General features: G+C 59.7%; 20 protein-coding genes. 7 read left to right on the top strand and 13 right to left on the bottom strand.

Features of this window, described 5'->3' with window-relative positions; genetic code table 11:
* Positions 1–86 precede the first annotated feature (86 nt).
* Together TK42_RS08360 and TK42_RS08355 are read right to left on the bottom strand one after the other, a co-directional pair.
* Positions 87–470 (bottom strand): PaaI family thioesterase, encoded by a 384-nt coding sequence (locus TK42_RS08360; RefSeq protein ID WP_050549370.1) that lies wholly within the window; start codon positions 468–470, stop codon positions 87–89.
* Positions 470–2,794 (bottom strand): Tex family protein, encoded by a 2,325-nt coding sequence (locus TK42_RS08355; protein WP_054896653.1) that lies wholly within the window; start codon positions 2,792–2,794, stop codon positions 470–472. Before TK42_RS08355 ends, TK42_RS08360 begins: the two co-directional genes overlap by 1 nt.
* 357 nt (positions 2,795–3,151) lie before the next feature.
* Between TK42_RS08355 and ompR the strand changes: the two genes are divergently transcribed.
* Both ompR and TK42_RS08345 read left to right on the top strand, forming a co-directional pair.
* Positions 3,152–3,892 carry a two-component system response regulator OmpR gene (gene ompR, locus TK42_RS08350; protein ID WP_003187669.1) on the top strand — a complete coding sequence of 247 codons (741 nt, stop codon included), beginning with the start codon at positions 3,152–3,154 and terminating at the stop codon, positions 3,890–3,892.
* 116 nt (positions 3,893–4,008) lie between these two features.
* Positions 4,009–5,322 carry an ATP-binding protein gene (locus TK42_RS08345; protein WP_005783812.1) on the top strand — a complete coding sequence of 438 codons (1,314 nt, stop codon included), beginning with the start codon at positions 4,009–4,011 and terminating at the stop codon, positions 5,320–5,322.
* Between the two features lie 140 nt (positions 5,323–5,462).
* Here the strand turns inward: TK42_RS08345 and rimK are convergent, their stop codons facing one another.
* From rimK to TK42_RS08330, 3 genes are read right to left on the bottom strand one after another with little or no spacing between them, the layout of a single operon-like run.
* Complete coding sequence (gene rimK / locus TK42_RS08340; RefSeq protein WP_003187674.1) at positions 5,463–6,368, bottom strand: 30S ribosomal protein S6--L-glutamate ligase; 906 nt, start codon at positions 6,366–6,368, stop codon at positions 5,463–5,465.
* Entirely contained in the window at positions 6,365–6,829 is a 465-nt protein-coding gene (locus tag TK42_RS08335) for an ATP-dependent zinc protease (protein WP_169986753.1), read from the bottom strand. The genes rimK and TK42_RS08335 overlap by 4 nt, the downstream gene beginning before the upstream one ends.
* A 30-nt stretch (positions 6,830–6,859) precedes the next feature.
* A complete protein-coding gene (locus tag TK42_RS08330) occupies positions 6,860–7,639 on the bottom strand; it encodes an EAL domain-containing protein (RefSeq protein ID WP_103733986.1) in 780 nt (259 codons plus the stop codon).
* Between the two features lie 116 nt (positions 7,640–7,755).
* Between TK42_RS08330 and TK42_RS08325 the strand changes: the two genes are divergently transcribed.
* The gene (locus TK42_RS08325) at positions 7,756–8,163 is read left to right on the top strand and encodes an RNA-binding S4 domain-containing protein (protein ID WP_005783819.1); all 408 of its coding nucleotides are present in this window, start codon (positions 7,756–7,758) and stop codon (positions 8,161–8,163) included.
* Positions 8,164–8,236: 73 nt separating this feature from the next.
* On the opposite strand, the gene TK42_RS08320 is transcribed toward TK42_RS08325, so the two are convergent.
* The gene (locus tag TK42_RS08320; RefSeq protein ID WP_032878407.1) at positions 8,237–9,040 is read right to left on the bottom strand and encodes a phosphatase PAP2 family protein; all 804 of its coding nucleotides are present in this window, start codon (positions 9,038–9,040) and stop codon (positions 8,237–8,239) included.
* A 124-nt stretch (positions 9,041–9,164) separates the two neighbouring features.
* On the opposite strand from TK42_RS08320, the gene hslO reads away from it, so the two are divergent.
* Both hslO and TK42_RS08310 read left to right on the top strand, forming a co-directional pair.
* Entirely contained in the window at positions 9,165–10,067 is a 903-nt protein-coding gene (gene hslO, locus TK42_RS08315; RefSeq protein WP_005783822.1) for an Hsp33 family molecular chaperone HslO, read from the top strand.
* A 179-nt stretch (positions 10,068–10,246) separates the two neighbouring features.
* Positions 10,247–11,788 (top strand): phosphoenolpyruvate carboxykinase, encoded by a 1,542-nt coding sequence (locus tag TK42_RS08310; protein WP_005783824.1) that lies wholly within the window; start codon positions 10,247–10,249, stop codon positions 11,786–11,788.
* Positions 11,789–11,845: 57 nt separating this feature from the next.
* Here the strand turns inward: TK42_RS08310 and TK42_RS08305 are convergent, their stop codons facing one another.
* The 4 genes from TK42_RS08305 to TK42_RS08290 form a co-directional block, all read right to left on the bottom strand.
* Entirely contained in the window at positions 11,846–12,709 is an 864-nt protein-coding gene (locus tag TK42_RS08305) for a DMT family transporter (protein WP_248133279.1), read from the bottom strand.
* A gap of 159 nt (positions 12,710–12,868) precedes the next feature.
* Complete coding sequence (locus tag TK42_RS08300; protein WP_005783828.1) at positions 12,869–13,225, bottom strand: DUF1493 family protein; 357 nt, start codon at positions 13,223–13,225, stop codon at positions 12,869–12,871.
* Positions 13,226–13,335: 110 nt separating this feature from the next.
* On the bottom strand, positions 13,336–13,935 hold the full coding sequence (locus TK42_RS08295; protein WP_103733984.1) for a Fic family protein: 600 nt from the start codon (positions 13,933–13,935) through the stop codon (positions 13,336–13,338).
* Positions 13,935–14,105, bottom strand: a complete 171-nt coding sequence (locus TK42_RS08290; RefSeq protein WP_003187692.1) for a YhfG family protein — start codon at positions 14,103–14,105, stop codon at positions 13,935–13,937. The genes TK42_RS08295 and TK42_RS08290 overlap by 1 nt, the downstream gene beginning before the upstream one ends.
* A 267-nt stretch (positions 14,106–14,372) precedes the next feature.
* On the opposite strand from TK42_RS08290, the gene TK42_RS08285 reads away from it, so the two are divergent.
* Complete coding sequence (locus tag TK42_RS08285) at positions 14,373–16,310, top strand: ATP-dependent DNA helicase RecQ (RefSeq protein ID WP_103733983.1); 1,938 nt, start codon at positions 14,373–14,375, stop codon at positions 16,308–16,310.
* Between the two features lie 12 nt (positions 16,311–16,322).
* Complete coding sequence (locus TK42_RS08280) at positions 16,323–16,754, top strand: thioesterase family protein (RefSeq protein ID WP_103733982.1); 432 nt, start codon at positions 16,323–16,325, stop codon at positions 16,752–16,754.
* 67 nt (positions 16,755–16,821) lie between these two features.
* Here TK42_RS08280 and TK42_RS08275 read toward each other — a convergent pair whose 3' ends face one another.
* From TK42_RS08275 to fdhD, 3 genes are all read right to left on the bottom strand, one after another.
* Positions 16,822–17,307: a glycine zipper domain-containing protein gene (locus tag TK42_RS08275; RefSeq protein WP_005783837.1), complete on the bottom strand. Its 486-nt coding sequence runs from the start codon at positions 17,305–17,307 to the stop codon at positions 16,822–16,824.
* Positions 17,308–17,565: 258 nt separating this feature from the next.
* Positions 17,566–19,914 (bottom strand): FdhF/YdeP family oxidoreductase, encoded by a 2,349-nt coding sequence (locus TK42_RS08270; RefSeq protein ID WP_103733981.1) that lies wholly within the window; start codon positions 19,912–19,914, stop codon positions 17,566–17,568.
* A complete protein-coding gene (fdhD, locus tag TK42_RS08265; protein WP_032878399.1) occupies positions 19,911–20,750 on the bottom strand; it encodes a formate dehydrogenase accessory sulfurtransferase FdhD in 840 nt (279 codons plus the stop codon). Before fdhD ends, TK42_RS08270 begins: the two co-directional genes overlap by 4 nt.
* Positions 20,751–20,922 lie beyond the last annotated feature (172 nt).

The raw sequence follows: 20,922 nt of genomic DNA, 5'->3' as shown, positions 1-20,922 counted from the left end.
ACTCCATGAATTGGGCTACAGCGCAGCGAGAAAATTCCGACGCTGTTATCGCAGCGCCGAAATTAACTCAAATCGAGGGTAGGGAGCTATAGGACAGCGAACGTGCCCTGCGCTTTTGCGACAAGTCTTTCGCCCTGGTACACGTCGGCTTCGACCACCAACGTGCGCCGGCCGGCGTGAATTACCCGGCTGGTGCACAGCACGTCACCGTCTTCGACGGCGCGAATATAATTGATCTTGCATTCGATGGTGGCGCTCTGCTGGTCGAAACCATGGGCGCTGGAACAGGCCAGGCCCATCGTGATGTCCACCAGGCTGAAAATCGCCCCGCCATGGAGCTTGCCTGCACGGTTGCGCAGGTGCGGCTCCAGGGTCAGGGCCACCTCGGCAACGCCTTCATCCAGGCGTTGCAGGCGGCAGCCGATCAGCTCGCTGAACGCGCTCTGGGTCAAACCCGCCGGGATTTCCATCAACGCTTCTTCAACTGTTTGGCATTGGCGAACAGCGATGCCATGGCGTTGTTGCTCGGCGCGGCAGTCGTAGTTTCCTTGCGCGGCGCGTTGTTCTGCGACTGGCGCGGTGCCGAACCTGGGCGAGCGCCACGAGCACCGTCGATCTTCTCGCCCGGGGTATCGCTCATGCGCATCGACAGGCCCACGCGTTTACGCGGGATATCGACTTCCATGACCTTGACCTTGACCACGTCACCGGCTTTGACCGCTTCACGCGGGTCCTTGATGAACTTCTCCGAAAGCGCGGAGATATGCACCAAACCGTCCTGATGCACGCCAATATCCACAAAGGCGCCAAAGTTGGTCACGTTGGTCACTACACCTTCGAGGATCATGCCCGGTTGCAGGTCCTTGAGGTCTTCGACGCCGTCCTGGAACTCGGCGGTCTTGAACTCGGGACGTGGGTCGCGGCCAGGTTTTTCCAGCTCTTGCAGGATGTCGGTGATGGTCGGCACACCGAAGGTTTCGTCGGTGTACTTCTTTGGATCCAGACGCTTGAGGAAGGCGGCGTCGCCGATCAGCGAGCGGATATCACGGTCGGTCTCGGCGGCAATGCGTTGCACCAGCGGGTAGGCTTCCGGGTGAACCGCCGAGGCGTCGAGCGGGTTATCGCCATTCATCACGCGTAGGAAGCCGGCCGCTTGTTCAAAGGTTTTTTCACCCAGGCGTGCGACTTTTTTCAGCGCAGCACGGGTTTTGAACGCACCATTTTCGTCGCGATGGCTGACGATGTTCTGCGCCAGGGTCGCGTTGAGGCCCGAGATTCGCGCCAGCAGCGCTACTGAAGCGGTGTTCACGTCTACGCCCACGGCGTTTACGCAGTCTTCCACCACCGCATCCAGGCCGCGTGCCAGTTTAAGCTGCGACACGTCGTGCTGGTACTGGCCGACGCCGATGGATTTGGGGTCGATCTTCACCAACTCGGCCAGCGGGTCTTGCAGGCGACGGGCGATGGAGACGGCGCCACGGATCGACACGTCGAGGTCCGGGAACTCCTTGGACGCCAGCTCCGAAGCCGAGTACACCGAAGCACCCGCCTCGGAGACCATGACCTTGGTCATCTTCATGGCCGGGTATTTTTTGATCAGCTCAGCGGCCAGCTTATCGGTTTCGCGGCTGGCAGTGCCGTTGCCGATGGCGATCAGGTCTACCGCGTGCTTGGCGCACAGGGCGGCAAGGATCGCCAGGGTCTGGTCCCACTTGTTGTGCGGTACGTGTGGGTACACGGTGGCGTGGTCCAGCAGCTTGCCGGTGGCATCGACCACAGCGACCTTGCAACCGGTGCGCAGGCCCGGGTCGAGGCCCAGGGTGGCACGCGGGCCGGCCGGTGCGGCCAGCAGCAGGTCGTGCAGGTTGTGGGCGAACACGTTGATCGCTTCGGTTTCGGCGCCGTCGCGCAACTCGCCCAGCAGGTCGGTTTCCAGGTGGGTGTAGAGCTTGACCTTCCAGGTCCAGCGCACGACTTCACCGAGCCACTTGTCCGCAGGGCGATTCTGGTTCTGGATGCCGAATTGTTGACCGATCATGCCTTCGCACGGGTGCATGGTGCCTGGCAGTTCGTCACCGACTTTCAGCGCGGAGCTGAGAATGCCTTCGTTACGGCCGCGGAAAATCGCCAGGGCGCGGTGGGACGGCATGCTTTTGAGCGGCTCGTCGTGTTCGAAGTAGTCGCGGAATTTGGCGCCTTCCTCCTCTTTGCCGGCGATGACGCGGGCGCTGAGGATGGCTTCCTGCTTCAAGTAGGTACGCAGTTTTTCCAGGAGGCTGGCGTTTTCGGCGAAGCGCTCCATCAGGATGTACTTGGCGCCTTCGAGGGCAGCCTTGACGTCGGCGACGCCTTTTTCCGCGTCGATGAAGCGAGCGGCTTCGGTTTCCGGCGTCAACGATGGGTCGTTGAACAGGCCATCGGCCAAATCGCCCAGGCCGGCTTCCAGAGCGATCTGGCCCTTTGTACGACGTTTCTGTTTGTATGGCAGGTAAAGGTCTTCGAGGCGGGTCTTGGTGTCCGCGAGTTTGATGTCGCGCTCCAGTTGAGGGGTCAACTTGCCCTGTTCCTCAATGCTGGCGAGGATGCTGATACGCCGTTCGTCGAGTTCTCGCAGGTAGCGCAGGCGCTCTTCCAGGTGACGCAGTTGAGTGTCGTCGAGGCTGCCGGTCACTTCTTTTCGGTAACGGGCGATGAAAGGCACCGTGGAGCCTTCATCCAGTAGAGCGACGGCCGCTTCGACCTGTTGTGGGCGTACACCGAGTTCCTCGGCGATGCGGCTGTTGATGCTGTCCATAAAACCACCTGAAATTCTTAAAATCAGCGCGCCGGCCCGTAAAAACAAGGCCCGGCGAGGCTGGTTGAGCGGCCCGACTGGCGCCGCTGCCTGGGTCAAGAGGCTGCCTATTGACCCTCGAAATCGAAAAATTCACGACAAGCGGGTAAAAAAAGCCCGGCAGCAAACGGTAACGATCTGACGTTGCCCTGCACGGAGGCGCCGCATTATAACCAGCGTTCTGCTATTGGGGGGTACTGCGCCGGAGGTTGTAGGGCGTGGGTTCGCTGGCAGTAGATGAAAAATCTGCTAACAATGCACACGGTGCGTATAACGGCAGCTACGCCATAATGCGCGCCGAGATAAGAGGAGCATCCAATGAGCAGCACCGCACAAACTGCTGAAGGCGAAAAAATTCTCATCGTTGATGACGATCCGGGGCTGAGCAGCCTGCTGGAGCGTTTTTTCAACTCCAAGGGCTACCGTGCCCGCGCGGTGCCGAACACCGAGCAAATGGACCGCCTGTTGGGGCGTGAAGTGTTCAACCTGGTCGTGCTCGATCTGATGCTGCCCGGCGAAGACGGCCTTACCGCCTGCAAGCGCCTGCGTGGTGCCAACAACCAGATTCCAATCATCATGCTCACCGCCAAGGGCGATGAGTTGAGCCGCATCAAGGGCCTTGAACTGGGCGCTGATGACTACCTGGCCAAGCCGTTCAACCCTGATGAGCTGATGGCGCGGGTCAAGGCCGTATTGCGTCGCCAGGCACCGGCCGTGCCGGGCGCACCGGGCAGCGAAGACGAAAGCGTCACCTTTGGCGACTACGAACTGTCGTTGGCCACCCGTGAGCTCAAGCGTGGCGAAGAAGTGCACATGCTTACCACCGGCGAATTTGCGGTGCTCAAGGCTCTGGTGATGAACGCCCGTCAGCCGCTGACCCGTGACAAGCTGATGAACCTGGCCCGTGGCCGTGAATGGGACGCCCTGGAGCGCTCCATCGACGTGCAGATTTCCCGACTGCGCCGGATGATTGAGCCGGACCCCTCCAAGCCGCGGTATATCCAGACGGTGTGGGGCGTGGGTTATGTGTTTGTGCCGGATGGCACCGCAACCAAGTGACCGATGATTTGCAGGGGCGGGTATCCGGCGTTTGACTCCATAAGAGTCGACGGGATGCCCGGCGTCTGCAATTCTGCGAGCACCGCTCGTTCCTGCAAGGTGTGCAGCTTTCATCTATGAAAACCCCGCTGTGGTTCCCACAAAGTTTCTTCTCTCGCACCCTTTGGCTGGTGCTTATTGTCGTTCTGTTTTCCAAGGCGCTCACGCTGGTTTATCTGTTGATGAACGAAGACGTGCTGGTGGATCGGCAGTACAGCCACGGTGTGGCCCTGACGTTGCGGGGCTATTGGGCCGTAGACCCTGAGAACCGAGAAAAGGTGGCCAAGGCGTCGACCTTGACTCGGGTTGATGGGGCCGGCGTGCCTGAAGGCGAGCAGCATTGGCCTTACAGCGAGATCTATCAGCGCCAGATGCAGGCCGAACTGGGCGCCGACACCGAGGTGAGGCTGCGCATGCATGTTTCACCGGCGTTATGGGTGCGGGCACCTAGCCTGGGCGATGCCTGGATCAAGGTGCCGCTTTATCCGCACCCGCTGCGCGGGCAGAAAATCTGGAACGTGCTGGGCTGGTTCCTGGCCATCGGCTTGCTTTCAACGGCCTCCGCGTGGATCTTCGTCCGTCAGCTCAACCAACCACTCAAGCGCCTGGTATTTGCCGCTCGCCAATTGGGCCAGGGGCGCAGTGTGCGCCTGCCGGTCAGCGACACGCCCAGTGAGATGACCGAGGTGTACGGCGCGTTCAACCAGATGGCGGAAGACGTCGAGCAGGCCGGGCGCGAGCGCGAGCTGATGCTGGCAGGTGTGTCCCATGACTTGCGCACACCGTTGACGCGATTGCGCCTGTCCCTGGAGCTGATGGGGGACCATACCGACCTCACCGATGACATGGTGCGCGATATCGAGGACATGGACGCTATCCTGGACCAGTTCCTGGCCTTCATCCGCGACGGGCGTGATGAAGTGGTTGAGGAGGTGGACCTCACGGACCTCGTGCGTGAGGTGGTTGCGCCCTATAACCAGAACGGTGAGCAGGTGCGCATGCGCCTGGAGCCGATCCAGCCGTTTGCATTGCGCCGGGTCTCGATGAAGCGCCTGCTGAACAACCTGATCGGCAACGCCTTGCATCATGCCGGTTCCGATGTGGAGGTGGCGGCGTATGTCTCCGGTGACAGTGCCGCGCCTTACGTGGTGCTGAGCGTGATGGACCGTGGCACGGGGATCGACCCTGCCGAGCTTGAGGGTATCTTCAACCCGTTCACCCGTGGCGACCGAGCCCGAGGTGGCAAGGGCACCGGGTTGGGGTTGGCGATCGTGCGACGAATCGCCTCGATGCATGGCGGCAATGTCGAGTTGCGTAACCGGGAAGAAGGCGGGTTGGAGGCGCGGGTGCGCTTGCCGCTTGGGCTGATGCTGCCTAGAGATGCGGTCTGACAAACAACAAATATCAAAAATGTGGGAGGGGGCTTGCTCCCGATGGCGGTCTTTCAGTCAAGAAGTTCAGTGACTGTGACACCGCTATCGGGAGCAAGCCCCCTCCCACATTGGTTTCATGTCGGGATTAAAATAGGCTTTTAGCCTTTGCCCTTGGTCCGAGTCATATTCGGCCCACCATTCTTCTCCAAGTGCTGAATGATGATCCCCGCCACGTCCTTGCCGGTGGTGGTCTCGATCCCTTCCAGGCCCGGCGATGAGTTCACTTCCATCACCAGCGGCCCATGATTGGAGCGCAGGATATCCACGCCTGCCACGCTCAAGCCCATCACCTTGGCTGCCCGCAGTGCGGTCATGCGTTCTTCCGGTGTGATCTTGATCAGGCTGGCGCTGCCGCCACGGTGCAGATTTGAGCGGAACTCACCGGGCTTGGCCTGGCGCTTCATCGCCGCGATCACTTTGTCGCCCACCACGAAGCAGCGAATATCCGCGCCGCCGGCTTCCTTGATGTACTCCTGCACCATGATGTTCTGCTTGAGGCCCATGAACGCCTCGATCACCGATTCAGCTGCCGTCGCCGTTTCACACAGCACCACACCGATGCCTTGGGTGCCTTCCAGTACCTTGATCACCAGCGGTGCACCATTGACCATCTCGATCAGGTCAGGGATGTCATCCGGGGAGTGGGCAAAGCCGGTGACCGGCAAGCCGATACCCCGGCGTGACAGCAACTGCAGCGAACGCAGTTTGTCCCGCGAGCGGGCAATGGCCACGGACTCGTTGAGAGGAAACACCCCCATCATTTCAAACTGACGCAACACCGCGCAGCCATAAAACGTCACCGAAGCGCCGATACGCGGGATCACCGCATCAAAGCCTTCCAGGGGTTTGCCCCGGTAGTGGATCTGCGGCTTGTGGCTGGCAATGTTCATGTAGGCACGCAACGTGTCGATCACCACCATTTCATGGCCACGTTCAGTGCCGGCCTCGACCAGGCGGCGGGTGGAATACAGACGCGGGTTTCGCGACAGCACAGCAATCTTCATGCAGCACCTGGGGCAGAAATAGTGGAGACCGGGAACACCGGCTTGTCTTGAACGTACTTGACGCCTGGATTGACGACCAACTGGCCGTCAATCAACGCCTTGGAGCCCAGTAACAGGCGATAACGCATGGCTTTGCGACAGGCGAGGGTGAATTCCACCCGCCATACCCGGTCACCCAGCGCCAGGGTGGTGCTGATCACGTAGCGCACCTGCGCATGGCCGTTGGAGCTCTTGATGGTTTTCATCGTCACCAGGGGCGCTTCGCAGCGACGGTGACGCAGTTGCACCACGCTGCCCAGGTGCGCGGTAAAGCGCACCCACTTTTCACCGTCGCGCTCAAACGGCTCGATATCGGTGGCATGCAGGCTTGAGGTGCTGGCACCGGTGTCGATCTTCGCGCGCAGGCCCGCCACTCCCAGGTCGGGAAGTGCCACCCATTCACGCAGACCCACAACGGTCAAATGGTCAAATGTCTTCAATATGGGTACCGGTCAATTTGCCCAGGCTTGAGGAGAAACCTTGGCCAGGGCATTGAATGCAGGTTTGGCGAACCAAAAACCCTGCATCAGAAATATTCCACAGTCGGAGAGGAAATCCCGCTCGCCAGCACTTTCGATGCCTTCGGCGATGACAGTAACTCCCAACTGCTCACAGATTGTGACAATCCCCCGGACGATCACCTGACGGACACGGTCTTGATCGACATCGCGAATCAACGCCATGTCGAGTTTGATCAGGTCGGGTTGGAAATCGGCCAGCAGGTTCAGCCCCGAATAGCCCGCACCGAAGTCGTCGATGCCGGTCTTGAAGCCGAATTCGCGATATTCACGCAGAATATTCGTCAAATGGCGATAGTTATCTACATGCTCGCTTTCCAGGGTCTCGAAAATCAGCCGGTCCAGCGGGAAATTGTGCGCCCGGGCGGCCTCCAGGGTGCTGCGAATACACAGTTCCGGACGGTATACGGCATTGGGCATGAAATTGATGGAAAGGTGAGTCTGCATGCCCAGCGCTGCGGCACCGGCAATGGCCTTGGTTCGGCAGCGCTGGTCGAAGCGGTAGCGATTGGTTTCGTTGACCTGGGCCAGCACCGAGAGCGCGCCTTCTCCCTGGGTACCGCGCACCAAGGCTTCGTTGGCGAATATCGAGTGGTCACGCAGGTCTACGATAGGCTGGTAGGCGAACGCAAAGTCGAACCCCAGAGGCTCGCTTTGCTGGCAACCCACGCACCGCTGGTTGGGCGAGGTGAGTGAAAGGGGGAAGTCGGTCACAGCGTATCCTCGCGAAAACAGGGTGCTACCTGGCGTATCTTAGGTGAGCCTTGGGGTTTATGCGTCGAAGGGTTTCAACGGTAAGGTTGCGACATTTTTCAGAGCGAGGAATTCAAGTGGGTCAAAAACAGGAAGAGGAAGAAAAGGTCCGACTGGACAAGTGGTTGTGGGCCGCGCGGTTCTACAAAACCCGTGCCCTGGCCAAGGCCGCAATCGAAAGCGGGAAGGTTCATCATCGCGGCGAGCGCTGCAAGCCGGGCAAAGAGCCACGTATCGGCGATGAGTTTCAGATTCGTACAGGGTTTGATGAAAAGACCGTCGTGGTGCAGGCGCTTTCTGTCGTGCGCCGTGGGGCACCCGAAGCGCAGGCGCTGTACACCGAGACCGAAGCGAGTATCGCCAAGCGCGAAAACGCAGCGGCCATGCGCAAGGCGGGAGCGACTGGAATGACCACCGATGGCAAGCCAAGCAAGAAGCAGCGCCGCGATCTATTCAAGTTCCGCGGCAGCGGCAACGACGATTGATTACGAATCTCCTGCCGGCAGCAGATCAAAATGTGGGAGGGAGCAAGCCCCCTCCCACATTTAACCCGCGTATTTAAGGAGCGGTGCGTATGACGCTCAATCGCCCGATCACCGGCAGTTTTCCAAGCAACCCGAACACCGGCGCGGTTACCCGCAACAGGAACCCCGACACCTTCGCCGCAAACGGCGTGTAATACCCCCACCCCAGCGCCAACAGCGCCAGCAATACGCCACCTATGTAATCGTCCTGACCCCAGTGCGCGCCCGCAACCAGGCGCGGCATCATGAACAGCAGCGCCAGGCCCCAGATCACCAGCACCTGGCCGATGCGCTTGGCAAATACGGTCATGAACATCCCCCAGATCAACAGCACCGAGGCATGGTCGCCCGGGAAGCTCTGGCTGGAACGGTCCTTCAACTCCCAGGTTTTCTCCAGTCCCGGGAAAAAATCACTCATCTGAATCGCGCCGCTGATCACCATGGATGGGCTGCTGTGCTGCCAGCCCATATGCGCCGCGAGTTTGGAGAACAACATGCGAATAAACAGCAACAGCAGCAGAATGCCGAGAAAACCAAAAAACGCCTGGCGCACCTGCACGGCCTTGAACACCCAGTCGCCGCGGATCAGCAGCGTCAGCAAAATAACGCCGACCACTGCATCAAACGGCCGCAGGCTGGCCACGGCCCACACATGCAGCCAGGTCGAATTGGTTGCCAGCGGGCCATTGAGCAGATGAAACAGCCACTCGTCGAAAATCACACACAGCATCTGGCCCGTGGGCCACAGCCAAAAACACAGCAGTCCGATAGCGAGTAGATTGCAAAGAGCCCATCGCCGGAGGTTCCAGTTGGCTTGGAACAAACCCGGATTGTTCATAAACTGTCCCTCATCGCTCTATTCAGCTCCTTGAATTCAGGAGAAGTCGCACCAAGATGGTGCTAAAGCGTTTAATTTTATAAACCTTGTAATCATTTTGTCATCACTTCAGATACCCAGACCTATGACTGATCTACCGGATACCGACTTCACCCAACGCTTCATCTTCGATGAGAGCGATGCCCGCGGCGAGATGGTGTCGTTGGAGCTCAGCTATGCCGAAGTCCTTGCCAAGCACGCCTATCCGGAGCCGGTCGCGCAATTGCTCGGCGAGCTGATGGCCGCCGCGGCGCTGCTGGTTGGCACCATGAAGTTCGACGGGTTGCTGATCTTGCAGGCCCGTTCCGAAGGGCCGGTGCCCATGTTGATGATCGAGTGCTCCAGCGAGCGCGAAATCCGTGGCCTGGCCCGTTATGAAGCCGACCAGATCGCCGCGGACGCCACCTTGGCCGACCTGATGCCCAATGGCGTCCTGGCACTCACCGTCGACCCGACCGAAGGCCAACGCTACCAGGGCATTGTCGACCTCGATGGCCAAACCCTGTCGGAGTGCTTCACCAACTACTTCGTAATGTCCCAGCAGGTGGGCACCAAGTTCTGGCTTAACGCCGACGGCAAACGTGCCCGTGGTTTGCTGGTGCAACAATTGCCGGCCGACCGCATCAAGGATGAGGATGATCGTGCCGAAAGCTGGCGGCATATCATCGCCTTGGCTGATACGTTGAAGGCCGAAGAACTGCTGGGCCTGGACAACGAAACCATCCTGCACCGCCTTTACCATGAAGAGGCTGTGCGGTTGTTTGACTCGCAAGCCTTGCACTTTCATTGCAGCTGTTCGCGCGAGCGTTCAGGCAACGCCTTGGTCAGCCTGGGCCTGGAAGATGCGCAAAATCTGGTGGTGGAACACGGCGGCCATATCGAGATTGATTGCCAGTTCTGCAACCAGCGCTACCTGTTCGATGCCGCTGATGTAGCCCAATTGTTCGCCGGAGCGGGCATCGACACCCCTTCCGACACCCGCCACTAAAACGTTTAAGCACAGGTAAATCACCTGACAAACGCCGGATTAGAGGTGTTCTGACGGGAGGGCCCTACTCTTTTTGGGCTTTTCTGGCATAATCCGGCCCACTTTTTTCGCGGTAGTAGTGCGCAACTTTCTACTACAAAACGTTTGGAGCACTCGGCCATAGGCCGACGGGGAACCTCATGACGCAAGCCAATAACGCCGTATACACCGATCTGAGTGTTGACGATCTGGTCAAAGAAGCCCTGCAGCGCGGTGAAGGCGTGCTTGCCGATACTGGTGCGCTGGTTGTCGAAACCGGTCACCGCACCGGTCGTTCGCCGGTCGACCGTTTTATCGTTGAAGAGCCTTCCACCCAGGACGCCATTGCCTGGGGCCCGATCAACCGCAAGTTCCCGGCCGACAAGTTCGATGCCCTGTGGGCTCGCGTCGAGGCGTTCAACAACGCGCAAGAGCATTTCGTTTCCCATGTTCACGTAGGGGCCGCAGAAGACCACTACCTGGCCGTGAAAATGACCACCCAGACTGCCTGGCAGAACCTGTTCGGTCGTTGCCTGTTCATCAACCCGGCCCAGTACAACCCGGCCGGTCGTGAAGAGTGGCAAGTGCTCAACGTGGCCAACTTCGAGTGCGTGCCAGAGCGCGACGGCACCAACTCCGACGGTTGCGTGATCCTCAACTTCGCACAGAAAAAAGTGCTGATCGCCGGTATGCGTTACGCCGGTGAAATGAAAAAAGCCATGTTCTCGGTGCAGAACTTCCTGCTGCCGGCCGCCGATGTACTGCCGATGCACTGCGCCGCCAACATTGGCGAAGCAGGCGACGTGACCCTGTTCTTCGGCCTGTCCGGCACCGGCAAGACCACCCTGTCGGCCGACGAAAGCCGTTACCTGATCGGTGACGACGAACACGGCTGGGGCGAAGGCGTAGTGTTCAACATCGAAGGCGGTTGCTATGCCAAGTGCATCGACCTGTCGGAGAAGAACGAGCCGGTTATCTGGAAAGCCATCAAGCACGGCGCCGTGCTGGAAAACGTCGTGATCGACGAGGCCAAGCACGCCGACTACGCTGATGTCAGCCTGACCCAGAACAGCCGTGCCGCCTACCCGCTGGAGCACGTTGCCAAGCGTTCCGAGAAGAACCTGGGCGGCGAGCCAAACGCAGTGATCTTCCTGACCTGCGACCTGACCGGCGTACTGCCGCCAGTGTCGATCCTCAGCGAAGAACAAGCGGCCTACCACTTCCTGTCCGGCTACACCGCGTTGGTGGGCTCGACTGAAATGGGTTCCGGCAGCGGTATCAAGTCGACCTTCTCCACCTGCTTCGGCGCGCCGTTCTTCCCGCGTCCGGCCGGCGAATACGCTGAGCTTTTGATCAAGCGCATCCGTGGTTTCGGCTCCAAGGTCTACCTGGTCAACACCGGCTGGACCGGTGGCGGCTACGGCGTTGGCAAGCGCTTCAACATCCCGACTACTCGCGGCGTGATTGCAGCGATCCAGAGCGGCGCGTTGATCGGTGCGCAAACTGAACACCTGGACACCATCAACCTCGACGTGCCATTGGCCGTACCGGGCGTTGAAACCGGCCTGTTGAACCCACGTAACACCTGGGCTGACAAAGCTGCCTACGACGAAGCCGCGAAGGCGCTGGCTGGTCTGTTTATCGAGAACTTCAAGAAGTTTGAAGTGAGCGATGCGATCAAGGCGGCGGGTCCTAAGTTGTAAGACTTAGCTGTTGTGAAAAAGCCGCCTCTTGTAGGCGGCTTTTTTGTGCGCGCAGGGTTAGTGGGCGATGTGCAGCAGCACCGCGCCGACCAGCACCAGCACAACCCCGAGCACCTGTACCGCCGACAAGCGCTCCTTGAAAAACACAAACCCCAGGATCGCCGCGATACCGCCTGACAGCGTACTGATCACGGTCACCACCGAAACCGAGCCGGCCATCGCCCCCCACGAAAACGCCGAGAACCCGCCGAGGTTCATCAGGCTCGCACCGGTCAACGTCGCGCAATTTTTCAGTGGTGGGATCTTCAGGCCGTCCTTGATCTTCAGCACCATCACCACCAGCACGCACAGGCCCACCAGGTACCCCAACCACAACATGGTGATCGGCCCCAGTGCCGGCAGGGTGTAGCGACCTTGCAGCCAGAAACTGGTGCCGTACAGCGTTGCTGCGAGCATGGCGTAGGCGATGGACAGGCGCGGGTTGTTGTGGGGCGTGCCGTTGTCCTTGTGGATGCTGGACAGGATCACGCCGATCACGCACAGGGCTATGCAGCCCAGTTGTATCAGGCTGATGTGCTCACCGCTGGCCCAGGACAGCAGGGTGGTCACCACGCCATAGGACGTGACCAATGGCGCGACGATGGCGGCTTTGCCCAGGGCGAAAGCCTTGGACAGCGCGAGGGCTCCAGAGACGGTCAGCAGGGCCGCTGCGATGCCCAGGAGCCAGACGCTCAACGGCGCATCAAGGGATTTGAACAGGAAGGCCGGGAAAATGACCAGCAGCAGAGTCATGATCAGAAAGCCGAGGGCTTGGCCGAAATACACCGCGCGTTTAACGCCAACGGCGCGGGCATTGAGGCCCACCAGAAAGTCCGTGCCACCCCAGAGCAGGGCGGCCAGCAGGCCCATTAGTACGTCCATGTAAGATCCTTGTTATGCACACTGCTCGCCAGATTAGCGCAGAACCAATGTGGGAGGGGGCTTGCTCCCGATAGCGGTGGGTCAGCTATAGATAAGCTGACTGATTCACCGCCATCGGGAGCAAGCCCCTCCCACATTGGTATCTCAGTGCTCTTGGGATCAGCTCAGGTTTTCCAAGGTCTGCGTGTCCCACCTGAGGGTCTTGCTCGCCAGGTAGAGCATGCCGATGGTCAGCGGTATTTTGTCGCCACGGCCTTTGGCGCGTCGCTTCAAGAATACGTCGAATACCGGCGGCTGAAAGTAACGATAAGCGTCGTAGTCGCTTAGGTCTACCCCGAAATCCTGTTCCAGCGCCTCCATGAATTGCTTGGCCTCAACGCCATCGCAAGCAAGGTCGAAGTTGAGCGAGGTTTGCAGGCTGATGGTCTTGTGTTTCGGCAGAGTGAATTCTTCATGCAGCAATTGCAGGAGTTGCTGCATGACAGGATCTTCGGGGAAGTTGGGGGCCAGGTTCATGGTGGGTACATAGGAGTGGGTGAGGGGGCTGTCGCGTTCAGGTGGTCAGTGGCTTAGAAGTGAGTTTGTTATCGGGCAATAAACAGATAGTTTAATCGTTCGCGCTTCGATCAGACACTGAGAGGCTTACTGATACACCGCCCAAAAATCGCCTCCAATCCCCGATAATCACACGCCACCGCATCAATATTCGCGGGTATCCATGCCGCGTGTTTCACCAGCCACCAATTCACCGAAAATCCCGCATTCACGATGATCTGTTCAAACAGGATCCGCTGAGCCCGTCCGTTGCCTTCACGGAAGGGATGGATAACATTCAGATCGCCATAAGCTTCAGCGATGTGGTGAACGAGATCGGCCTGGGACGCGCCGGTATACCAATTGGCTTCCTGCATATGCCGGATGATCTTCGCTGCTTCCGGCGGGATGCGCTCCGGGGTGCAGAACAGCGTCTCACCTTTCTGGATGTTGACGCTGCGCAGTTCACCGGCCCAATCGTAGAGGTCACCGAACAGGACGCGGTGGATGTGTTGCAGACGATCAAGGTCGTAGGGCGGCGGAAAGAGCGGAAGGTTGCCTACTGCAATCTCGGATAACTCCCGCTCTGCCTCGTGCAGGCGGTGTTCATCGAGCAAATCGAGGCGGTTGCGCAGGACGCTGCTACCGGGGTAGCAGTACGGGTCCTGGCCCACCCCGTATTTGTCGAGCATCAGCGTGAGGTATTGCGGTATTTGGCCAGGACGGCTTCGCGGGTCGGCAGGGGCTTGTCGACATCGGTCGGTTGGGTATCGAACCCTTCCAGGCGCAGGCTGGCCAGGTAATTGGAACGGCGGATCTTGTGATAGTGATCCTGCTTTTGCTCAAACGTCAGTTCGCTCATTGCAGCGTACTCCTGGGTAGCAAGGCTGTGATTGTAGCGCAATGCTTCAGGGGGAAGGCAGTATAAAAACCAAGTCGTAACCTGTATCAAAATCCCGCCGAAGATCTTAATTCAATGTGAGTTTTCGCAATATTCCCCGTCGGCCCTGGGCCATCCCCTGCCTGTGTATCATCCTGTCTCTTATTTCCTTGCGACCTTTCTCGATTCGCCGAACTTACTGGGCTACGTTTTTAAGCCACGTTCAGCGGTCAATGGAGTGACAGCCTTATGCACGACACCCTCCAGCAGGTCTTTGGTTATCCACAGTTTCGCCTGGGCCAGGAAGAGACGGTCAGCGCCGTCCTGGCCGGGCGTTCGGCAGCAGCAATTTTCCCTACGGGGTCGGGTAAATCTTTGTGCTACCAGCTGTCGGCGGTGTTGCTGCCGCACCTGACGCTGGTGGTCTCACCCTTGTTGGCGTTGATGCAGGATCAATTGGGGTTCCTGCAGCGCCATGGCATTTCGGCGGGCAGTATCGATTCGGCCCAGAGCCGTGATGAGGCCAACGATGTGATGGCCCGTGCGCGTTCGGGCGAGTTGAAAATCCTTATGATTTCGGTGGAGCGCTTGAAGAACGAGCGCTTTCGTAACTTCCTGCACAGCGTGCAGATCTCACTGCTGGTGGTGGATGAAGCGCACTGTATCTCCGAATGGGGCCATAACTTCCGCCCGGATTACTTGAAGCTGCCGGACTACCAGCGTCAGTTCAATATCCCGCAAGCGTTGCTGCTGACAGCTACGGCCACGCCCAAGGTGATTGCCGACATGCAGGCCAAGTTCGCGATTGCTCCGGGTGACGTGGTCACCACAGGCTTCTACCGGCCCAACCTCAACCTGCTGGTGGAGCCGGTCAGCGGCCAGGACAAACGTCGCCGGCTGGTGGAGTGGATGAGAGAGCGGCCCAACCAGCCGAGCATTGTCTACGTCACCTTGCAGAAAACCGCCGAGCAGATTGCCGAGCATCTGAACCGCCACGGCATTCAGGCCGAGGCTTACCACGCGGGGCTGCCCCACGATAAACGCGAAGGCATCCAGCAGCGTTTCATGGGTGGGCGCTCCAATTGCATTGTCGCGACGATCGCGTTCGGCATGGGCATCGATAAAAGCGATATCCGCAATGTGGTGCACTTCGACCTGCCAAAGTCCATCGAGAACTACAGCCAGGAAATCGGCCGTGCAGGGCGTGACGGGCAGCCGTCGGATTGCCTGGTGTTGGCCAATCGCGACAGCCTCAATGTGCTGGAAAATTTCGTCTACGGCGACACGCCGGAGCAAGAGGGCATTGGCCGTGTCCTCGAGGAGTTGCAGGCCGCACGCAGTGAAGGGCAGTGGGAGTTCCTGCTCAGGTCGTTGTCCGATCACAGCAATATTCGCGAGCTGCCACTCAAGACGCTGCTGGTGCAGTTGGAACTCAAGGGTGTGATCGCGCCGCGCTACGCGTTTTATGCCGAATACCGTTTCAAGTACCTGGTCGAGCCCGACGCTTTGCTCGCACGTTTTTCCGGCGAGCGGCAGCAGTTCGTCGCGGCGATCATCCAGGTGTGCAAGCGTGCGAAAACCTGGGCAACGGTGGATTTCGACGCGCTGTATCAACAGCACAATGCCGAGCGCAGCCGGGTGGTCAAGGCGCTGGATTACTTCCAGGAGCAGGGCCTGATCGAGCTGGAAAGCAAACAGATGACCGAGGTCTACAGTTTGCTCGACACCGATTTCGATCCGGTGGTGTTGAGCGCCGAGTTATACACAGGCTTCAAGCAGCATGAAGTAACGGAGGTGGCGCGGATTCACGCCATGCTCGACCTGTTCGCCACCGAGCACTGCCTGGGGCAGCGCCTGGCGCAGTACTTTGGTGATGAAAACGCTCCCCAGCGTTGTGGACATTGTTCGGTGTGCCACGGCCATGTCGCGTATCTGCCGCCTTCGCCAAGCCTGCCGCCGCTTGTGGATAAAAGCTTCATGGGGCTGTGCGGCGATTTTATCCACAGGCATCATGAGCACACTGGCGAGCTACCCAGTGCCGAGCGGCTGACGCGGTTTCTTGGCGGTATCAGCGTGCCGTTGTTTACCAAGTTGAAGGCGCGGGGCATTCCCGGTTTCGCTGCGCTGGAAGACTACCCCTACGCCGAAGTTCGCGAATGGGCCCGCGCTCAATTAGACCTACTCTGAAGAGACTTGCCGATGCCTGACTCAACGCCCCTGCGCGCCGATTACCGCTACTTCCAGCCCATCACCACACGCTGGCACGACAACGATGCCTACGGCCATGTGAACAACGTCACCTACTACAGCTTCTTCGATACGGCGGTGAATACCTACCTGATTGAACAGGGCGGGCTGGATATTCATGACGGTGAAGTGGTGGGGTTTGTGGTGAGTTCGGCCTGTGACTATTTTGCCTCGGTGGCCTTTCCCGAGCGCATTGAAATCGGCCTGCGAGTGGGCAAGTTGGGCAACAGTTCGGTGCAGTATGAGCTGGCGGTGTTCAAGGCAGGCGAAGAAGAAGCCTGTGCGGCGGGGCGCTTTGTGCATGTGTTTGTGGATCGGGCCTCGAACCAGCCTGTGCCGATACCGGGGATGTTGCGCGAGGCGTTGCAGCGACTGGTGGTCTGACCTTGCGGCACCCCATGTGGGAGGGGGCTTGCTCCTCCCACATTAGTACTGAGGTGCTCTTCAGAGCTTACCGATGACGGTAGTGGTGCTTGTTCTTGCGATGCCCATAGGCATGACCACGGCCTGGATGGCCATCGCGGTAGTAGCGACGGTCGTCACGGTCGCGGTCGCGATAACGGCGGTCGTCGCGGTCACTTTCGTTACCCATGTAGTTGCCCAGTGCACCGCCCGCGCCACCGCCGGCCGCCGAGCCGATCAGTGCGCCGGTACTGCCGCCGACACTGCGGCCCACGACGTTGCCGCCAGCTGCGCCCAGTGCGCCGCCAATGGCGGCTTCGCCACGGCTGCGCTTGTCGGCGCCGACCGCACTACCACCCGCGCCGCCCAGGGCCGCGCCGATGGTCGAACCGGTATTGCCGCCCAGCTGCTGGCCGACAACAGAACCTAGAACCCCGCCCAATGCGCCGCCTACACCGGCTTCGGTGGTGCCACCGGCCATGGCTGCGCCACTGACCAGGCCAAGGGACAACAAGAGAATCGAGGAGAACTTCATTCAGGGAAACCTCAAGGGGATGACGGCGCGATCCTGAGGTTGTATCGGGTCGCTGACAATCGAAATCCGACCGGCGGCAGAGGTTGTATACAATTTGCTAAGTTGCTGTTTTGTATGGGGAACTTAAATTGTTTTTACAGGTCTTTAGTTACTTCGGAACGGCCGCTTTTATGCAAAAGCGGCCTTTTTTGTGCCCGTAGAATATGTAGAGATTGTGCGGGCCTCGAAAGCGGTCATTCAAACAACAAAGATCCCGGGTCAGGCCGAGCGCGCCATGATCAACCCAGTATCACTCGCCGCCTCCAGACGAATTGCGACGAACTTCGACGTCGGCGTATGGCTGCCGTCGCCGGTGCTTTCCAACGGCACCAGTGGGTTCACTTCCGGGTAGTACGCTGCCGCCTGTCCGGCCGGAATATCAAACGCCAGCAAGGTAAAGCCCTTCACCCGGCGCTCACGGCCGTCCTCCCACAGCGACACAATGTCGGCCTTCTGCCCTGGCTTGAAGCCCAGGCGGATGATGTCGGCTTCGTTGACGAACAGCACGTCACGCTGGCCCTTGACGCCACGGTAACGGTCGTCCAGGCCGTAAATAGTGGTGTTGTACTGATCGTGGGAGCGCATCGACTGCATGATCAGGTCTGGTACCCGGCCCGTGGCGTGGGTGCGTTCGTGGATCAGGTCTTTGGGCAGGATGTTAGGGCGGAAATTGGCGCGGCCCGACGGCGTGTTCCAGCGACGTGCACCGGCCGAGTTGCCAAGGTAAAAACCACCTGGGTGCTTGATGCGTTCGTTGAAATCCTTGAAGCCCGGGATGGTGTCGGCGATCAGGTCGCGGATGCGCCCGTAGTCGGCTACCAGCCAGTTCCAGTCCACCGGTGTGCTGCCCAGGGTGGCGGCGGCAATTCCGGCGAGGATCGCGGGCTCGGATTTCATCAGCGCCGACAGCGGTTGCAGTTGGCCATTGGAGCCATGGACCATGCTGAACGAATCTTCCACCGTCACCGCTTGCGGGCCGTCGGCCTGGATGTCGATATCAGTACGGCCCAGGCACGGCAGGATCAGTGCGTCTTTACCGTGCATCAGGTGGCTGCGGTTGAGCTTGGTGCTGATTTGCACGGTGAGGTCGCAATTGCGCAGGGCTTCGAAGGTACGCGGGCTGTCAGGCGTGGCTTGGGCGAAGTTGCCGCCCAGGCCGATAAACACCTTGGAGCGGCCTTCGAGCATGGCGTGAATCGCTTCCACCACGTTGTGACCATTGTCTCGCGGCACCTGAAACTGGAAACGACGCTCCAGCGCGTCAAGGAACGCCACCGGTGGGCGCTCGTTGATGCCCATGGTTCGATCGCCCTGCACGTTGCTGTGACCGCGCACGGGGCACAGGCCGGCACCAGGGCGGCCGATATTGCCACGCAGTAGCATCAGGTTGGCGATTTCCTGGATGGTCGGCACCGAGTGACGGTGCTGGGTAATCCCCATTGCCCAGCACATGATCACGTTCTTGCCTTTGGCGTACATGCGCGCCGCTTGCTCGATCTCGACCAGGGTCAGGCCGGATTGCTCGACGATTTCTTCCCATGAGGTGTCGTCGATCTGGCCCAGATACTCCAGTACGTTGGCGGTGTGTTCATTGAGAAAGTCATGGTCGAATACCGCTTCCTTGCCTTCGGCCAGCGCTTGGCGTTCCCACAGCAGCAGGAACTTGGCCATGCCGCGCAGGATCGCCATGTCGCCGCCCAGGGCCGGGCGGAAGTAGGCAGTGTTGGTCGGCTTGTCGCCGTTAGTGAGCATTTCCAGCGGGTGTTGCGGGTGCTGGAAGCGCTCCAGGCCGCGCTCTTTCAGGGGGTTGATGCACACCACCTGGGCGCCGCGCTTCACCGCTTCGCGCAACGGTTCAAGCATGCGCGGGTGGTTGGTGCCGGGGTTCTGGCCCCAGACGAAAATAGCGTCGGCATGTTCGAAGTCGTCAAAGGTCACGGTGCCTTTGCCCACGCCCACACTCTGCGCCAGGGCTACGCCGCTGGCTTCGTGGCACATGTTCGAGCAGTCCGGGAAATTGTTGGTGCCGTAGGCGCGCACAAACAGCTGATACAGGTAGGCGGCTTCGTTGCTGGCGCGACCCGAGGTGTAGAACTCTGCCATGTTCGGGCTGGGCAAGGCGTTGAGGTGCTTGCCGACCAGGTCAAATGCCGCATCCCAGCTGATGGGGGTGTAGCGGTCGGTTTCGGCGTCATAGCGCATCGGCTCGGTCAGGCGGCCCTGGTATTCCAGCCAATAGTCGCTTTGCTCCAGCAATGCCGTGACGCTGTGCTTGGCGAAGAAGGCTGCATCGACGCGGCGCTTGGTGGCTTCCCAGTTGACCGCCTTGGCGCCGTTTTCGCAGAACTTGACCATGCCGCTTTCCGGCGAGTCGCCCCAGGCGCAGCCCGGGCAGTCGAAGCCGCCGTTCTGGTTGGTCTTGAGCATCATGCGCAGGTTTTTAAGCGCGTTATCGCTGGTCAGCCAGGCTTGTGCCACGCTGATCAGGGCGCCCCAGCCGCCAGCCGGGCCTTTATAAGGCTTGTAGCGCGGAGTCGGGGTTTGGTCGGCTTGGTGGTGAAGGCTCATGGCTGGTGCTCCATCGCTGGGCTGTAGACCCGTGGCGCGCTTTTCTGCGGCAGGTGGATGAGATTGAGGTTATGCCGGCGCGCCCATTGCAAGGCCAGGCCGGTGGGCGACGACAGGCTGACCAGGGTTTGGATGCCTGCACGCAAGACTTTCTGGATCAATTCAAGGCTGCAGCGGCTGGTAACAATCGCCAGGCCGCCGTCGGTCTGAATCTTTTGGCGGATCAACGCGCCGATCAATTTATCCAAGGCGTTATGCCGGCCGATGTCTTCACGGCCCAACAGCAATTCGCCTTGATCGTTCATAAACACCGCTGCGTGCACTGCACCGCTGTACTGGCCCAACGGTTGGAACGCACTGATGCGCTGGCGCAGGCCGTCGAGCCATTGCGCTGGCGGCAAGGGCGCGCCGGGCAGCACTTGAAGGTCGGGCAGGGCCTGTTCAACCGCTTCTACACCGCACAGGCCGCAGCCGCTGGTGCCCGCCAATTGGCGGCGCTGCTGCTTGAGGTTCCAGAAGGCCCGGCTGGAAATCTGTACCTGAGCATACTGAGCGGAGCCCGCGCCGCTGATTTTGAGATCATAAATGTCGCTAACGTCGGCAATAATGCCGCTGCCGAGGCTGAAGCCGACGATAAAATCCTCAAGATCAGTCGGTGTGACCAACATGACAGCCTGACTGATATCGTTATAGGCAATGGCCAACGCCACCTCTTCGGCCAACGCAGTGCTGCCGACTTCAGTGTGTTCAAGATTGCAGTATTGGTAGCTCTGGCTGGCGGCGGGCGCGGGCGTTTCAAGGGCGGGCGCCGCGCAGGTTGGGCGCTTGGCGTTCATGGGGCAGTACCACCGACGGATTGATCAGTGTTCAGACTAGGCGCGACAAAGGGTCGCGTCTAATTGCCAGTATTGATGTATTGATAGATGGCGTCGATCAAGGTTCCCGCCCATTTCGCCGGGGGCTTATTCCAGGGACGGCGGATCTGGATACTTTTGAGTCTTTAGCCGG

The sequence above is a fragment of the Pseudomonas sp. GZJR-8 genome (assembly GCF_002916705.1).
Classification (GTDB): domain Bacteria; phylum Pseudomonadota; class Gammaproteobacteria; order Pseudomonadales; family Pseudomonadaceae; genus Aquipseudomonas; species Aquipseudomonas synxantha_A.
Note: the sequence above shows the minus strand (reverse complement) of the source record. Positions and strands in the feature narration are given on the sequence as shown.

Bases quoted from the DNA above. Each gene is read 5' to 3' on its own strand.
- TK42_RS08360 (WP_050549370.1), bottom strand. From the start codon at position 470: ATGGAAATCCCGGCGGGTTTGACCCAGAGCGCGTTCAGCGAGCTGATC.
- TK42_RS08355 (WP_054896653.1), bottom strand. From the start codon at position 2,794: ATGGACAGCATCAACAGCCGCATCGCCGAGGAACTCGGTGTACGCCCA.
- ompR (WP_003187669.1), top strand. From the start codon at position 3,152: ATGAGCAGCACCGCACAAACTGCTGAAGGCGAAAAAATTCTCATCGTT.
- TK42_RS08345 (WP_005783812.1), top strand. From the start codon at position 4,009: ATGAAAACCCCGCTGTGGTTCCCACAAAGTTTCTTCTCTCGCACCCTT.
- rimK (WP_003187674.1), bottom strand. From the start codon at position 6,368: ATGAAGATTGCTGTGCTGTCGCGAAACCCGCGTCTGTATTCCACCCGC.
- TK42_RS08320 (WP_032878407.1), bottom strand. From the start codon at position 9,040: ATGAACAATCCGGGTTTGTTCCAAGCCAACTGGAACCTCCGGCGATGG.
- hslO (WP_005783822.1), top strand. From the start codon at position 9,165: ATGACTGATCTACCGGATACCGACTTCACCCAACGCTTCATCTTCGAT.
- TK42_RS08310 (WP_005783824.1), top strand. From the start codon at position 10,247: ATGACGCAAGCCAATAACGCCGTATACACCGATCTGAGTGTTGACGAT.
- TK42_RS08305 (WP_248133279.1), bottom strand. From the start codon at position 12,709: ATGGACGTACTAATGGGCCTGCTGGCCGCCCTGCTCTGGGGTGGCACG.
- TK42_RS08300 (WP_005783828.1), bottom strand. From the start codon at position 13,225: ATGAACCTGGCCCCCAACTTCCCCGAAGATCCTGTCATGCAGCAACTC.
- TK42_RS08295 (WP_103733984.1), bottom strand. From the start codon at position 13,935: ATGCTCGACAAATACGGGGTGGGCCAGGACCCGTACTGCTACCCCGGT.
- TK42_RS08290 (WP_003187692.1), bottom strand. From the start codon at position 14,105: ATGAGCGAACTGACGTTTGAGCAAAAGCAGGATCACTATCACAAGATC.
- TK42_RS08285 (WP_103733983.1), top strand. From the start codon at position 14,373: ATGCACGACACCCTCCAGCAGGTCTTTGGTTATCCACAGTTTCGCCTG.
- TK42_RS08280 (WP_103733982.1), top strand. From the start codon at position 16,323: ATGCCTGACTCAACGCCCCTGCGCGCCGATTACCGCTACTTCCAGCCC.
- TK42_RS08275 (WP_005783837.1), bottom strand. From the start codon at position 17,307: ATGAAGTTCTCCTCGATTCTCTTGTTGTCCCTTGGCCTGGTCAGTGGC.
- TK42_RS08270 (WP_103733981.1), bottom strand. From the start codon at position 19,914: ATGAGCCTTCACCACCAAGCCGACCAAACCCCGACTCCGCGCTACAAG.
- fdhD (WP_032878399.1), bottom strand. From the start codon at position 20,750: ATGAACGCCAAGCGCCCAACCTGCGCGGCGCCCGCCCTTGAAACGCCC.